A 14,696-nucleotide genomic window follows, 5' to 3' on the forward strand; every position below is an offset into this window, starting at 1 on the left:
TCCGTCCGTTCATCCTATTCCGTAGGCATGTCGGGAAGTGCGCAGAGCGTGTTCACGAGACGAATTTGCTCGACCGTCGAGCACCCCGCCTGCAGCAGTCGAGGCGAAAAAAATACGAGGCTGAGGGCCTTGCCGCGACTGATGGCGACATTGAGCCGCTCCCGGGAAAAAAGGAACTCGATGCCCCGTGATGTTTCTTCCGCTGAAGAGGCAGTCATTGAGACAATGGCAACTGGCGCTTCCTGTCCCTGAAACTTGTCGACGGTTCCTACCCTAATGTCGGGCAAAGCTTCGGCTAGAGCGTTCACCTGCGCGTTGTAAGGAGCGACCACGATGATATCGTCCTTGCGAAGTGGGCGCGCCAAACCGTCACTGTTGGTCCATCGTCCGGCAAGCAGAAGGTCAATCGTCTCACGGATTGCACTGACCTCTTCAGGACATTCCTGCGCGCGCTCTTGGTGGGTCACCGGAATCCGCCACGCGCCGGCATTGGGCAGGCCCGGTGAATGGATTGCTTGCCGCGACGTCGTTTCGTGTGGATGCAGCCGACCTTCGTAAAACTGTGATGAAATGAAGCTGCAGACTTCGGGATGCATGCGACGCGTGACGGGAAGAAAAATTCCCCGATCCGGCGCAACGTTCTGTCCTTCGCCGAGAACCCAGTCGAGGCAAGAAAGATTTGCCGGAGCAGGGTGCGCTCCCTGGATTACCTGAGGGAGCTGACGCGGGTCGCCCACCAGGACAAGATTCTTCGCCGCGTTCGACATTCCGACCGCATTTGCGAGAGAGACCTGCCCCGCCTCGTCGACGAAGAGGTATTCGAACGCGCCCTCAAATTGGTCTCTCGAAAACAGCCAGGCTGTCCCGCCAACGACCTGTGCTGTTTCAAGTGCAGAATCGTCGTTGTTTCGCACATTGACGATGGCCTCGTAGCCAATCGGTGCCTCGCCAGTGTCGGATCCAATCTTGTGAGCGAGCTGGACCTTGGCAAGTGTCAGGCCGATGCCGGCGTCATCGCGAAGCGCATCAACGCAAGCCATCAGGACGTTGCGGATAGCTTCGTGGCTGTTGGATGAAACGGCGACACGATGGCCGTCTTTGACGAGTGCCAGGATGGCTCGCGCGGAGACATATGTTTTGCCTGTGCCGGGCGGGCCCTGGACAGGCAGGACTGTGGCATCCATCGCCCGAATGGCTGCTATAGTTCCTCGGAGGGGATCTGCCGCCTCATCCAACGGAAGCGGTGACGCACCTTTGAAGCGCGGCGAGTTGCGCGAGAGGAGATCTTCTGCCGCCTTGTTCGCGCGGTCTCCACACTGGTCCTTGATAACTTTGCGGACAGCGGAGGGAATGGGTCTGGCATCGATTGCGAAAATGGGAATAAGATCGAGCTGGTCCGGAAGCGTATCGCCGGAGCCCGGCCCCATTTTCAGCGTTACCCGTCGAGCCCCGCGATCGAGCGACGTGATCTCTACCTGTCCGAAGCCGCCCTCGATAGCAAACTGCGAGGATTTGCCTGCCCTTAGCTTCGTCTCCTGTGGCGGATATCGGTAATCTCGCTCATTTGACCTCTTCACCGGCCGTTGCGGCCCATCGGCGATGAGGCCGCCAAGGCATTCCATATCATCGCAGAGCTCTTCGAAGTCCTTCGCAGCGGCGTCGAAGACAGCCCACGCAGCAGGTTTTCGCTCGCGCCAGTGGAAGACGCCAAGATCATACAAGAGCCGCCGACGGTCCTCGGGAAGACTGGATTGGAGCAGCATCTCGGCGAGATCGTCGACCTCGGCTTCGGCCTCCATAGACTTCGCCGTGTAGCCGTCGCCGAGTTCCAGCCAACGCCCGTCTGGCCGGATTTCGAGTAGCCAATCGCGCAACCGTTCCGTGGAGACGCAGTCGATGCGATTGTAGTCTTCGATCTCTTTCAAGATTGCGGCATCACGGCTTTCACGCCACTTCTCGTAAGCGACAACGGATCCGCCTGCAGTCGTCACCTCGCCTGTGCGCGAAAGATCGTAGAAAGCCTCCATATCCTTGATCGAATAGGATGGTTCCGATGCGTAGACGCCTCCTCGAACAACGGCATAGAGGTCGATGAAACGACGCTCCCTCAGCCACCGGTCGAGTTGCGCTTCGCCGACGCCGTGCCGAGTGGTGAGCTTGCGAAGCGCGCTGATTTCATATGATGCGTAGTGGTAGATGTGAGCTTGCGGGTTCTGAACTATGCTCTGCTCGAAGAGTGCAAAAAGGGCGACTATCGCCTCCTTTTCCTCCGCAAAGTTATGAGCCCAGAACGCTTTGAAAGCCTTCCCGTCCCAGACCCCGTGTAGGTATTCAAGGCCTTCGGTGTTGGTTTCAGCATAGAACGGGTCGCCTTCGATGTCGTAGTAGAGATCGCCAGGATGGGGTCGGGGCATCAAGTCAAAGCCCTTGCCGGGAAGGTGAGGGCGCGGCGCATAGGACGGATCGCCGCTCTTCCGCTTTTGCTGCAGCGATGCCTGAGTCCTGAGCTTCTCGAGCGTCGACTCGGCCATCCTCGGCACACGGCCGCGTTGTTGTGCGAGAGCGGCCATCGTTGCGATGCCGGTTGCTTCAAGCTTTTCCACTTGGGCTCTTGTCATGCCGGCAACGCGGAAAAGGCTGTCCTCTTGCTCCCACTCTCCAACGCAATGTTCGCGCCAGCGGCAGAGACCACAAGTTGTGCAAGGCTTAGGCCGGGTTCTCGTTGGTTCGACAACGAAAGACATGAGCCGCTCTCGCGCTGCGCGAGCATACGCCGCATATTCCGCGAGACGGAAACTGAAACGCGTGCCGTCACCAAGCTCTACATGAGCTCGTTCTGGACTACGGCCCTGAGCGGTTGCCAACAGGTCGGAGTAAAGCACGAGTTGCAAAACATGAGCCGGGGCAGGTTTGCGCTTCAGCTTGGTGTCTGTAACCTCGTAGGAAAATCCCCCGAGTTTCGAGGGCAATTCAACCCGCTCGAGGAAATCGGAGTATCCGCCCCACATGCCTCCTTCGAGCGCTCCCTGAAAAACAATGTCCGGGCCATTTCGAAGGGCGTCGAGGGTCGCTTTAACAGCATCGTCGAAGGCGATCCCATCCTTTTCAATCTTGGAGATACGCTTTCCGCTTGCCTCGAGCCTCGCCAGATGGGCCGCTTCGTGCGCATCGCCATATCTTTGTAGTAAGGCGGCGTCTTCGCTGTCATCCGCGGGTTGCGGCCCCTTGCCTGCTAGATATGCGAGGTCCAGCCGCGTTGCGTGCGGACAGGCCATAAACCTCATCAAATCCGAGGCCGATAGGCGAAGTCCTTTGCTGTCGCGTTTCATCACGCGGCATCCAATACAGGTTCCTGTCCGATAATTGTTAGGCTCCGCCCTCCGAGATCTCGGAAGGCTCTCTGTCGGCATGAGAATACGATGATCTGCAGATCTTGAGCCTGCCGCGTCAAAGCGTCGAAGATGCGTTCGATGCGGTCGTCGTCAGTGTAAACGATCGCATCGTCGAGGATCACTGGTGCAGGGTTACCTGACTTCGCCAGCATTCGAGCAAAGGCCAGCCGCACGAGAAGCGCTATCTGTTCCTTGGTGCCGCCAGACAGGATGTCAAAGTCTTCCTCCGTTCCGGCTCGAACCAGAGCCGTAGGCAGGACTTTCTCGGCGTCGAAACGAAGCTCGGCCTCGGGCCAGAGCAGTTGGATGAGTGGCGTAAGCTCCCTCAGGACTGGCTCAACGTAGCGGTCACGTGCAGCAGTTCGGGCGGATTCAAGTGCGTCGTCCACTGTCTGGAGGACCGAGACCTCGAACATGATCTCATCAAGTCTCCGCCTCGCCGCTTTCACTTGGATTTCGACGTCGGCAAGCTCTTCCTCGACAGCCTCCGCAGCATGCATCTCGATGGCTGTATCCAACCTTCCGAGATCAACACGAATGCGTTGGCGGTCCTCTTCGACACGTGTGATGACCGATCGTGCACGTTGTAGAGCAGCCTTCGCCGCTTCGAGATCAGGCGCCACGGCCAAGATCACTTGGCGCTGTCGAATAGCGTCGACCAATGCGGACCGATGACCGACAAGCGAAGTTGTGAGGATCGTCTTTTCGGCCTCGGCATCTTGGAAGCTGCAGAGCGCGGACTGTGCCCTGGAGACCCTCTCCGCTGCGCTTTCTGCGGCGGCGGCAACGCGAGCGGCTGCAGTCTGCGCGATTTCGAACTCAGAACGGGCTTTCTCAAGCGTGTCCGTTGCGTCTGTAAGAGCCTGTTTAGCTGCTACTTCCGCCTCCTGAGCCTCCCTTGCGCTCGGAAGTTCGGGCTCCGCTTCGACGGGTTCGGGCAGGCGCGCGATACTCTCCCGGAGGGCTTCGATTCCATTCGGCGCCGCTCCGTTTAGCTGGTGTTCGGCACTTCGGCGTCGCGCTTCGGCCTCAAGCCGGAGATGTGCGGCTACGCGAGCGGTCTCCAGGGTCTCGTAGCCAGATGCTTCAAGTGCGTCGGCAAGAGCTTTCTCGGCTACCGCTAGGGTATCGGCGGCAGACTGTGCACCGGGATGGACCGTTAGGTGTCCAATGCCGTCAATCTCGAGTGTGGCGCCATCGGGTATTGCCACACGATTTCCATCTGGCATCGGCTTACCGTCGAGCGCGACACCGTCGGCTCGTCCGATGGCATACTTCATCGTGAGTGCGACGGCCTCGAACTCGCGTGCCTTTCGTAGAACCCGGACCTCTCCAGCCCGGTCCTCCAATTGACGCAGCACCTTGTCTGTGAGGCCAACCTTGGCGTCCGCGACTGCCTTCTCAAGCTCGGTCCGCAAGCCTTCGGCCTGGGCCAGTCGAAGTGCAAGCTCCGCTCGCCGTTCTGCTGTCGCGGCGCATGTTTGAGCGCGTAGTGCCCTTCGAAGGATTTCAGACGCAGTTTCTGCCGATGAGAACGCCTTGTCGAAACTCCTTCTCGCCTCGATAAACGCACCCTCAGCCTCACGATGCCGCTCGTCCTTGATGGCAGCGTCAACGATGGCCAACTCGAGGGCGGCTCCGGCACTCCCTTCTTCAGCAAGCGCGGCCTCGATTGTCGCAAGTTTCTCCTCGGCTCGTTCCATCTCAAGGCGTTTCGATCTTTCTGCTTCGATTGCTCGCTCAAGCGCTTCTGCATGACGGGATGCCTCGTCATGGGAGGCCTGTGCCTCTGCAAGCCGCGTCATCCTTTCCGAATCCTGTTCGCTGTCCTCAAGACTGGCGAGTTCGCGCCTTAGATTGCGCCGGCGATCAAGTCCTGCCCATAGAGACGCCGCCTTGGCTGCAAGCTCATAGCGTCGGCGGTCGAGAGCCGAGACCGCGTCTTCCGTGGACTTTAGTGGGCCGTTAACCTTCGCTTTCCCGCCGCTGGTCAAGTAGCGGTCAAGCTGCCTCCGACAACGGTCCCGCGTCGCGTCCATGCGACGCCCGCCGGTCATTGCTTCGACCTCGCCGGTGACTGAAGAGAGCAAGTCGCGCCGTGCTGAGTGGGCCGATTCGCCTTCGTCGAGACTGGTCAAACCCTGTCGCACCCAGAGGAGACCGGCTGGCCCCCCTTCCTTTGGCGCTTTGAGCACCTCAGCGAGCCATGTCTCGGCATCGTCCGCCTGTTTGATCAGGTGCCCGCCGCGGAAAACCTTGGCCTCGCCCTTGCGCGTCTTGCTCCAACGCTTCTCGACTTTGAAGCGGTTTTCGTTGATTTCAATTTCGACCGTCACTTGAGGATCACCGCCGCAATGCGGCGCAAGACTCGCGACCTCTTTATCCCAAGACCTGTAGCCTTTAAAAAACAGCGCGTGGAGCGCGTCAACGATGGTCGACTTTCCGCTCTCATTCGGGGCCGAGAGGACGTTCAGCCCGGTGCCGATACCCGTGATCTCAACGGGGTCGGTGAACCGTCGGACATTATCGAGGCGTATCGCGAGGAGCTTCATTGCGTCTCTCCCTGCACATAGTTGTAAAGGCGTCTAAGTGCCGCCGCGGCGATCGCCCGATCGGTGGGGGGCGTTGATGCGTCTTCAGACCTCCGATGGAGGCCTTCAGCTGCCAACCGAAGTGCGCCGCTCAACGCAAATCCATCGAGATCCTCCAGGCTGCATTCGGTGGCGAGGTCTGCGTCGTCGAATTCGAAATGCCAGAACTCGGGCTCTACAAGCTCTGCGGCACGCGTCAGAGCCATGCGCGCTGGCAGCCCAAGCAAACCGGTGGCTCGAATTTTGAGAAGCATGTCGCGCCTCCCCTTGCCTTCGACCGGCATCAGCATCTCCAGCGCAGCTACAGCGTCTTGTGCAGGTATGAGTGGAAGTGGTGCTTCCCGCCAGTCGAACTGACCGGTCTGAATGGTGTTGACCTCGGGCACCGCGCCCGGAGCCAGGAGAGTGACAGCGAGGCAAGTGCCGGGGCCGCTGTGTTTGAACCGATCGCGCTCGGGGGTGCCACAGTAAAAAGTGCGATCGCCGAACTGCTTGTGTCCGTGCCAATCACCAAGCGCAAGATAGTCGAGCCGAGCAGACTTGGCGCGATCGGGCGGTATGATGTCGGCACCGCCGTCCTCGGACCCGAATGTATGGACCCCGCCATGTGCAAGCCCAATCCGGATGTGGTCAGCAGGAGTAGCGCAAAGGGGCATCCACTCTGTCAGATCTCGGCCGGGAAAGCGGCGAGGCACCGGAGCGGGCAGCAGAACCACGCGCGGCGCGATCTCGACTGGTTCCGACGCGTCAAGAAGATGAACGTTCGTTGGAGCGTGGGCGCGGACATGACCCCAGAGTGCTTCAGCCGCCAGGCTGTCGTGATTTCCGGGAAGAATCCACCATTGAAGGCCTTGCGCGGAGCTCATCGCAGCCAAGGCATGACGCCAAATGGCGTCGGAAGGCGTTTCCGTGTCAAAAACGTCTCCAGCAAGGAGCACGTGGCTTGCGCCGTGATCTTGGGCGGAAGCGGCCAGACGTCCGATCGCCGCGTGCCTTGCCTCTACCAGGCGACCGCGCGCATCTTCCGGAAGGTTGCCGAACCTGCGACCGAGGTGCAGATCGGACGAATGAATGAAACGAAACATGTGAAGACCACCAGAACCAGAGGCGGATCCAAAAGTGCGATCCGAATTCACATGAGCTACCATACGAGGGTGTCAGAAGCTGTCATGGAGAGGAGTGGTCGCGAACGTTAGCAGGTTGAATTGCCGAACAAAGTGTGAACATCAATCAGGGAAGTGCATCAAAATCAGATCTCCGGGCCGCGTGAACGAGATCGGCGAGCTCTTTAGGTCTGATGACCTGGACAGTGTCTCCCCATTGGTAAAGGTGCCACGCCATCTCTAGCCACCCAGAGGCTTCGAATCGCACCTCGAGAGCGCCATCGTCAGTTAAGCGCACTTGCTGATTGGGATGAAATCGCCATTCCGCAGCGCGGTCGGCCGCTTTGGGCGCGAAGTGCCAAACGACCTCACCAAACTGGCTGTCATCCTGGAATGAGCCAAACGCCCGCGCAGCGTGCGCCGCCAGATCAAAAGCGGAGTCCCGCGCGAACCATTCATCCGTGACCTCTGGCGCCCTAATTAGGTCAAAGCGGAAATGTCGAAGCTTCAGACCTTTTTCGGGTTGCCTCCCAACCAGGTATCGCCGCGCGCCCAGAAGGACGCCGTAAGGTTCGACAAGGCGTTGACTGTTGTTGTAGCTGAAGCGCAATCTATATGGTCCGCGAAGCGCTGCGGTCACTGCGTCGGTTACTTCCTGCGCCACGGCGACGACTGGACCTGATCTGGCGGCAACTCCATGAACTTCAAGCATCGCTTCAGCGTCAGCTTCCGCGCGTCGCGCTTCTTTAGCAGGCAGCGCTGCCAGAAGGCGGTCACGGAGGCTCGCCAAAGCGCGGGACTGCCTAGAATCACCGCTTTCTCGAAGTCGCGCGATCGCGAATTCGAGGCCCTCAAGCTCCTCATCCCCAGAAAGCCGTAATCTAGCAAGCGGAATCTCTCGAACGATCCAGCGCCGTTCCCGGGTCTGATCTTCGACGATATCTACAGCGTGTGGAAATGCCTCGGAGAGCGCTGAGGTCATGCGCTGCGCAGTTCGATGACTTACCTCGAAATGCGCACAGATATCGGTCAGTGTGACGCCGCGGAACCTGGAGCAGGCGAAATCAGCAAGTCTGAGAAGTTCTTTTGCCTTGGAATAGGACATGGTAGTTCCGGTGAGGATGCATTGATCACATATCCCTGCAGGGAGACGGGAACATCGGCTCCTCTACAATACACAAGTTGCTGGTGCCTCAAAGAGCAGCACGACAACTGTTACATTTAGAGTGAGGAGCAGCCGTCAGCAGTTCTGTTCGAAGCGGCTAGCAAAATCTGGTCTAGGCTGACGCGATACCCCTAGGAGTGGTGGATTATGAAAATTCCATATGCCGGCGAAATGAGCCAGGCGGACGACTTCTTCCGGGATCGGGTCAGGGAGCGCGATCTCGACAACTTTCTGGTTGAGGAGCTCTTTGCATCCCCGGCCTTCCTTACATGGATGGTGTCGAGGGCTGGGGACTCCTTTTCTGCGCCAATGAGTCAACACGTGCTGCTGCAGAAGTCGCCACCCCGCGAGAGGGATCGCCGTCAGACCGACGTGCGGATTGGCTGGTTCGACGATGATCAGACGCTCCGGGCCTGCGTCCTAATCGAAAGCAAGGTCACGGCCGATTTCCAAGCCGGTCAGGCGCAGGCGTATGCTGCAGAACTGGCGGCTTTGCGCGAGCGCCTTGGAAGAAAGGCAGCCAGTGCGCTCCTCGTGGCGCCAGCCGCCCGCATGACGCTGAGGGAACTTATCGAAGCTCTTGAGTTAGCAGACGTGGCGGGCGCCGGTGACGCCCCTGTCAGAGTTGTATTGAGGAAGGCCGATACGAACGAAGGCCTGCAATACGAACTCATCGGGGTGCAAGGAACGGAAGGTTGGGACAGCCCAATCGTATTGATCTACGCGGGAGGGCATGCCGCAACAATGGACTGGCCGGTGAGCATCTAGCTCAGTGAAACTACGCCAGAAAGTCCGCGAGAATGCCCTCATTGCTGAAACGCAAGCCAATGAAAATCACCTTAGCGTTCGCGCCATCCAGTGCAGCACTCCAAGTGCAATTCGAAAGGTGCGCTCGTCCCGACAGTAGATCAGCGGCGGACGTCCGTCGAGCTTGCCATCTACCGCCTGCCTCACAACACGTGCAGCGGTTTCCCCGAAGAGCTTCGTGGCTTCATCGTCCAGCTTTGACCGCCACTCCCTGGCGACGCGTTCCGCACGCAGCGACTGTGCGAACGTTCTCAATGCCTCTTCGGCCTGCTCAAGGCCGGCGGAGTTCCTCTCGGCGAGATCCAGCGGGAGGGTTCCGTTCTGATCGGCGAGCGGGGTGCGAAGGAAATCGATACGATCGTGGCCGTCCAGCGCCTCTTCCGAAAGCCTGATTATCGATTGCCGGCGACCGTCTGCTTCTTCCACTGCACGTTTGGCTTGGGCTTTCGCATCATTCTCGGCTTTCCGGGAGATGGCCTCCTTGATGGCGCGTGCCGCCGGCAGGTCGTGTAACGTGGTTGGTGATGTGCTGCTTCGCAAACACAGCACAGAGAGTAAGCCCTCCAGGTCGCTGTCGATCGAGGATTCTGCGTCGAACGCCTGCTGGCGCGGCCTTCCTCTCTTCGTCATCTGCCACCAGAATTCGACCGTCATCGATCCGCGATCCTCTGCTGGAATCAGATCCAGGATTCGCGAGACAAGGCTCGAAACATGATTCCGACGACCAATTCTCTTCCGGTCAGCTGCCTCCCAGTCGTGCCATCGGCCTGCCAAGCCGGTGGTGAGCGCGAAGGAGAGGTGTTGCTGTTGGGTTAGTCGCACCTCGGCTAGGGCCTGAAGAAACCGGTGGACGGCCTCCCACGGTGTAAGGAACTCATGGTCGAGACGGCGCATCACATCGGCAAGCTCTTTCGTCAGCGTGATAAAGTCGCTGTGGACATACCCCTCCTCGACGAGGCGGGAGATGATGTGGTCTGTCGATAGGAAACGATGATGATAGAGCCTTGGTCGCAGGATTGTTGCAAGGACCACCGACCGCCAAGTCTCGCTTCGGACCGTGAAGCAACCTGTTCCTCCGATCTGGATCCCGAGATGTTGGCGCATTCCGAGAGCACGCATTGCGGCCAGATCTTTGATGCGAAGCCTCTGCTCGCCAGCACTTCGACGGGTCTCGCGATATGCCTCGATCTTCTGCCCCGCAATGAATGCCAGTCGTTCAGCGTAGGCATCGGCGTCCTGTCGCGCGCGGAGGCGCATCTCCTCAACCGCGAGCTCGATCCTTAGGCTGAACAGCCAAGTGCGTGGCGCGGCCGATATTACGGCGCGTCGCACTTCTTCCGGCAAAGCGTTGCGGGGCACAGAAGACATGTCGACCTCTAAGGCCGCCGTCCCCAACTTCTTCAAGCGGGAAATCTTCTCCTCCCCGCATGGGTGAGACACGGCAATCTCAACGAAGAGAGTTGACTCTCCGAACTCGAGGCGGAGGTCAGGTATCACTTCGATATGATCGCGGAATTCTAGCGTCGCATGATCGACGGTGATCTCGCGTTCTTCGGCGATTAATTGTTCATAGTCGCCATATGCTGCGTGCTCACGGGGAATGGTGAGCCGCAACTCATCCCGGATGATTTCCTTGCAGAGGAGATGAAGTGCCGTCTCTGGTCCGCCCCTGCAAGCAGGGCCGTGGTGGGCGAAGTGCGCGGCCTTTAGGTCATCCTTGAGGTTGGCGACCAGCGCTGCATTGCAATGCGGGCAGACTAGGCCACAGGCTAGACCGCGGCTCGCCCTCGAGATGTGGTATAGCTTCCCGGTTTCGGGGCTCCGGCCGTAAACCAGCCGCGCACTGTCGCTGCCAAAGTGCCGGCGAGTCTCAAGGTCGTCGTGGCCCTGATTGATTGACATTGGCGGACAGTAGCCGCCGGCATGGGATGGAGGCTAGTCCTCCTCGCAAACCTCTATCAAAATCGCGCCTAGTCGCATTCGAAATGTGGCAATGCATTGAAATATATCTGTTAAGAGGAAGTCACCGATTACTTTATTTGGAATACAGGCGACGTCCGACGTGGCATGATATCTTCATGACGGAGAAGATCCTGGAATCTTACTCGCTTTTCCCGCCGAAACTTCTAGTGGAGGAGGTTTTTGGCAAGAAGTGGCAGAAGATGCGTCCCGTTTCGGCCTATATGCGGGCGCTTGAGCGCGACCGCAATTGGCTCGTTGCCCACTGCCGGGAGCGGTATGCGGAATACGAGGAGATATATGCGCTCTACGAGCGTGCCATCAGCGATTTGAAAGAGCGTGACGAGCGCACAGCCGAATTTCAGGCCAGGTTGGATGCGATCGTCCGACTCGCAATGCTCGTAGAACCCGATGAGGAGATTCTGATCACCAGTTGAGTGGCAGCGGCGCGATTTAGGCCATGGTGTCGGTCCAAAAGAACAGCTCTGGCTTGGGATGTTCCAGCTTGCGTTTTGGGATGCGGATCGGGCGCTCTCATTCGAAAATATGCAGAGCCTCGGGGGATTTTTCAGTCCTGATCCTAGCATTCAATGTGAACGCTGTTGCGCGAAGCTGGTTAGCCGGTATCGCGGCTCTGGCCAACGAATCGTGATGGATTGACGATGCCAGATTGCGACAGGTCGACACCCAACCTTCAGAACGGATTTCCCTTCGATGTTGTGATGCAACATATGCGCATCCATCATCCCGGTTGCCCCAAGAAGAGCTGCCTCACCATAGCTGCACGGGTCAGCGCAAGAGACTGGAAAGGCTTAAAGCTGGGCGCGGCAGTCGATATCGAATTGCAGAAACATATTCGGCATTCCTATACCGACTACGACAAGTTGCTCCGATCCAAGATGATGACGCGCGAGGAGGCTCGGGCTTTCATTGCGCCACACGTCGAGGAGATTCTTCGCGTGTGGCGCAAGCTCGGACTAAAACTTCGCCTGGCGCGACCGGACCGGGAAGATTGAAGGCCCAATGAAGCATCCAGGTAGGGGGAAGCTATTGTTCGTAATGACCGCTCATCAGGCTGCGATCAGTTCAGCGCTCTGAGTTCAACCCATAGCTCTAGATCGGATTGGCAGCCTCGGTTTGGAATAAGTGCTGGCAGCCGATCGTCACCGTGGAGCATCAGTTCCTCGGCAACTTGTGAATCTCGAGCCTAACCGGCCCACCGCGATCGCAGCTGGTGCAGAAAAGTGCTCTCTCGACCGAACTGAAAAGCGCGCCTTTGCCGTATCGCCGGATAAGGCCGGCGGGCTTCACTTCAGCATAGTGAGAGCAGTTCTTGCACCAGGCACGCAGCGTGTGCCATTCGCGGAGATCACCGAGCGCGACGTCGAGGCCGGCGTGCACGCTGCCGTCTACGATGGTCTGAGGGTCAATCCTGACGTCGCCAGGTGTCAGCATCTTCTTCATCACATGCCGGGCATTGTAGTGAATCAGCAGCATTCCCGGCCGGCGCCGGATCGCGACGTGCCACGCGGTTTGGCTAATAAAGAAATCCGGTGACCGGCATATGGTCTCGACGAGCTGGGTTTCTTCTCGATCCCAAACTTCGATCCGAAAATTGTCCTCTGCCGTTTTTCCCATAGCTCCGCCGGCCAGCGCGGTGACGCCTCGCCATGGTCCCTTCTTGCCTAGATCAAGGACGAAAATAAGGAACATATTCCTCGCCAGTCAAGATCATCTTGACTCCATCGTTCTCTTTTTGTTCACTGCGGCAGCTTAGCCACAGGATGAAGTCATGGAGCTACGCATAGACATCCGGGGCGCTAAGCCCGAAGAAATCGTGCGCGGGCTCAACGCGGCCCAGCTTGTTTTTGATCGGCAGGGGATTGCCGCCGAAGTCGCGGCGAGCGGTGTGTTTGCGCTACAGGTCTGGGACATAAAAGGGTCTCGGCAAGGCGAAGAGCCGAGCGAGAGTCAAAAGGTTGCGGCCGATGTCTGGCTGAAAGCCGAGCGCGCTGCCTATGAAGCTTGTTGCACCGGATGGCTTGAGCAACCGGCTATCAGTCGCTGGGCGTTATGTCTGGGGCCAACCGAGCCAAAGGTGAAGACCGCGTATCCGGCAACCTGGCCCGAAAGACAGCAGCTTTACCCCAAGCTCATCGAGCGTCTCGAAGCAGCCACCTGTCCAGATCGGCAACTCGACATCGACATTTGCTATGTAATGGGCTGGGTGAATGAGCGCGGGATGCCGGAAGAGGCCGCTGAACTGGGATTGCCATATCTCACGGGCAATTTGGCCGAGGTTGCCTCCATCACCCAGAAGTCTCTCCAGGACTGGACGATCGAGGTTGGCCAGGCCCCTTGCGACGCTCGCATCATCGCGCCGGAGCGCGACGAACACGACAACAGGAGCGTGGCTGCCTGGCGCTCTTTCGACGGTAGGCTCAATATAGAGAAGTCACCGGCTAACACCGCGATCGCGCTGACACTGGCGGCGATGCGCCTTCAGGCTGACAGTTTTTTCGAGCCAGCATGGTAAGGCGCAGCCGAAGCATTCCGGCGCCATCGACAATCGACGGAAAATGGCCACACCAAGTCGCGCTGCCGGACGACCTCTGCATTGGCCGGAACCGGACGGCCATTCACGACTACTGTCAGGAACGCGGAATGACTTTCCAAATCAGGCACGTGCAAGCGGTTTGGCCAAACGGCAAATACGAGGAATATCGATTGCACTGCTTCGCGGATCCAGCCGAGGCAAGGGCGTTCCTAGATTATTTTCCAGGTGAAGCGTTCGATGCGAAGCGGGATCGCGAAAAAGGCAAGATACGCGGAGTCTGGCGCCGTAGCGATAAGTATAGGAGAATCCTCGACCTTGGCCCGCTCAGCGTGCCTGAGCTCCTGCGTAACTGAGGCCCAACGATGTGCGGACGCTACACCAAGTATCTGTCGTGGTCGGAAATTCACCGGCTCTATAAACTGACGGCGCCAGTCGACACCGGCCGCAACGATGAGCCGCGCTACAACATCGCACCTACCCAGGATGTCCCATTCGTAACAGCCAGTGAAGACGGGAATCACAAGCTCCGCGAGGGGCGTTGGTGGCTGGTTCCTTTCTGGGCAAAGGAGATGCCGAAGGCGGCTATGTTCAATGCAAGGATCGAAGGTGTCGACACCGCGCCTGCATTTCGCGACGCCTTCAAGTCGAAGCGCTGCCTGATACCGGCCGATGGTTTCTACGAGTGGACGATCTCGCCGGCTGACGGCAAGAAAGACCCATGGCACATTTACCAGCCAGGCCACACGCCGTTCTCGTTTGCCGGCCTGTGGGCCTACAATTCCAACCTCGACATAACCAGTTGCACGATCATCACGGAGCCCGCTGGCGACCCTATGAAGCAGTTGCACGATCGGCAGCCGCTCATCCTCGATCCAGCTTACTATGACGCTTGGCTGGACCCGGCGACAACCAACGACAGTGTCAAGGAGATTCTCAGTCACGACATCGATGGCCAGCTTCAGTTCAATCGCGTTGGGCGCGAGGTAAACACGAGCGCCGTCAACAAGTTGCCCAATGACCATCCCGGCCTGGTCGCGCCGATTAACCCGCTATGAGCGAAGAACCTGGCCAGCTTGCCGGAGGCATCAAAGCGGAGCCGCGCGCTCGACGGCACGTCGACAA

The 14,696-nt window shown here is 58.7% G+C and carries 11 protein-coding genes; 5 read left to right on the forward strand and 6 right to left on the reverse strand.

From position 1 onward, the window contains the following. Positions 1-14 precede the first annotated feature (14 nt). From AC3EML_RS10270 to AC3EML_RS10285, 4 genes are all read right to left on the reverse strand, one after another. Positions 15-3,329, reverse strand: a complete 3,315-nt coding sequence (locus AC3EML_RS10270; protein WP_352522125.1) for a TM0106 family RecB-like putative nuclease — start codon at positions 3,327-3,329, stop codon at positions 15-17. Next, complete coding sequence (locus AC3EML_RS10275; RefSeq protein WP_352522124.1) at positions 3,329-5,944, reverse strand: AAA family ATPase; 2,616 nt, start codon at positions 5,942-5,944, stop codon at positions 3,329-3,331. The genes AC3EML_RS10270 and AC3EML_RS10275 overlap by 1 nt, the downstream gene beginning before the upstream one ends. Further along, the gene (locus AC3EML_RS10280; protein WP_352522123.1) at positions 5,941-7,068 is read right to left on the reverse strand and encodes a metallophosphoesterase family protein; all 1,128 of its coding nucleotides are present in this window, start codon (positions 7,066-7,068) and stop codon (positions 5,941-5,943) included. Before AC3EML_RS10280 ends, AC3EML_RS10275 begins: the two co-directional genes overlap by 4 nt. Positions 7,069-7,213: 145 nt before the next feature. After that, on the reverse strand, positions 7,214-8,191 hold the full coding sequence (locus AC3EML_RS10285; protein ID WP_352522122.1) for a helix-turn-helix transcriptional regulator: 978 nt from the start codon (positions 8,189-8,191) through the stop codon (positions 7,214-7,216). Between the two features lie 207 nt (positions 8,192-8,398). On the opposite strand from AC3EML_RS10285, the gene AC3EML_RS10290 reads away from it, so the two are divergent. Next, on the forward strand, positions 8,399-9,019 hold the full coding sequence (locus tag AC3EML_RS10290; protein WP_352522121.1) for a hypothetical protein: 621 nt from the start codon (positions 8,399-8,401) through the stop codon (positions 9,017-9,019). Positions 9,020-9,085: 66 nt separating this feature from the next. Here the strand turns inward: AC3EML_RS10290 and AC3EML_RS10295 are convergent, their stop codons facing one another. Next, on the reverse strand, positions 9,086-10,960 hold the full coding sequence (locus AC3EML_RS10295; protein WP_352522120.1) for a competence protein CoiA family protein: 1,875 nt from the start codon (positions 10,958-10,960) through the stop codon (positions 9,086-9,088). 176 nt (positions 10,961-11,136) lie between these two features. Here AC3EML_RS10295 and AC3EML_RS10300 point away from each other — a divergent pair, with 176 nt between their 5' ends. Then, the gene (locus AC3EML_RS10300; protein ID WP_352522119.1) at positions 11,137-11,454 is read left to right on the forward strand and encodes a hypothetical protein; all 318 of its coding nucleotides are present in this window, start codon (positions 11,137-11,139) and stop codon (positions 11,452-11,454) included. A 294-nt stretch (positions 11,455-11,748) separates the two neighbouring features. Beyond that, positions 11,749-12,033: a DUF2293 domain-containing protein gene (locus tag AC3EML_RS10305; protein ID WP_352522118.1), complete on the forward strand. Its 285-nt coding sequence runs from the start codon at positions 11,749-11,751 to the stop codon at positions 12,031-12,033. Between the two features lie 160 nt (positions 12,034-12,193). On the opposite strand, the gene AC3EML_RS10310 is transcribed toward AC3EML_RS10305, so the two are convergent. After that, positions 12,194-12,730: a hypothetical protein gene (locus AC3EML_RS10310; RefSeq protein WP_352522117.1), complete on the reverse strand. Its 537-nt coding sequence runs from the start codon at positions 12,728-12,730 to the stop codon at positions 12,194-12,196. Between the two features lie 79 nt (positions 12,731-12,809). Between AC3EML_RS10310 and AC3EML_RS10315 the strand changes: the two genes are divergently transcribed. Then, complete coding sequence (locus AC3EML_RS10315) at positions 12,810-13,553, forward strand: hypothetical protein (protein WP_352522116.1); 744 nt, start codon at positions 12,810-12,812, stop codon at positions 13,551-13,553. Between the two features lie 383 nt (positions 13,554-13,936). Continuing rightward, the gene (locus AC3EML_RS10320) at positions 13,937-14,629 is read left to right on the forward strand and encodes an SOS response-associated peptidase (protein ID WP_352522115.1); all 693 of its coding nucleotides are present in this window, start codon (positions 13,937-13,939) and stop codon (positions 14,627-14,629) included. Positions 14,630-14,696 lie beyond the last annotated feature (67 nt).

It is taken from the genome of Mesorhizobium sp. P170090 (assembly GCF_057786115.1).

Bases quoted from the DNA above. Each gene is read 5' to 3' on its own strand.
- AC3EML_RS10270 (WP_352522125.1), bottom strand. From the start codon at position 3,329: ATGAAACGCGACAGCAAAGGACTTCGCCTATCGGCCTCGGATTTGATG.
- AC3EML_RS10275 (WP_352522124.1), bottom strand. From the start codon at position 5,944: ATGAAGCTCCTCGCGATACGCCTCGATAATGTCCGACGGTTCACCGAC.
- AC3EML_RS10280 (WP_352522123.1), bottom strand. From the start codon at position 7,068: ATGTTTCGTTTCATTCATTCGTCCGATCTGCACCTCGGTCGCAGGTTC.
- AC3EML_RS10285 (WP_352522122.1), bottom strand. From the start codon at position 8,191: ATGTCCTATTCCAAGGCAAAAGAACTTCTCAGACTTGCTGATTTCGCC.
- AC3EML_RS10290 (WP_352522121.1), top strand. From the start codon at position 8,399: ATGAAAATTCCATATGCCGGCGAAATGAGCCAGGCGGACGACTTCTTC.
- AC3EML_RS10295 (WP_352522120.1), bottom strand. From the start codon at position 10,960: ATGTCAATCAATCAGGGCCACGACGACCTTGAGACTCGCCGGCACTTT.
- AC3EML_RS10300 (WP_352522119.1), top strand. From the start codon at position 11,137: ATGACGGAGAAGATCCTGGAATCTTACTCGCTTTTCCCGCCGAAACTT.
- AC3EML_RS10305 (WP_352522118.1), top strand. From the start codon at position 11,749: ATGCGCATCCATCATCCCGGTTGCCCCAAGAAGAGCTGCCTCACCATA.
- AC3EML_RS10310 (WP_352522117.1), bottom strand. From the start codon at position 12,730: ATGTTCCTTATTTTCGTCCTTGATCTAGGCAAGAAGGGACCATGGCGA.
- AC3EML_RS10315 (WP_352522116.1), top strand. From the start codon at position 12,810: ATGGAGCTACGCATAGACATCCGGGGCGCTAAGCCCGAAGAAATCGTG.
- AC3EML_RS10320 (WP_352522115.1), top strand. From the start codon at position 13,937: ATGTGCGGACGCTACACCAAGTATCTGTCGTGGTCGGAAATTCACCGG.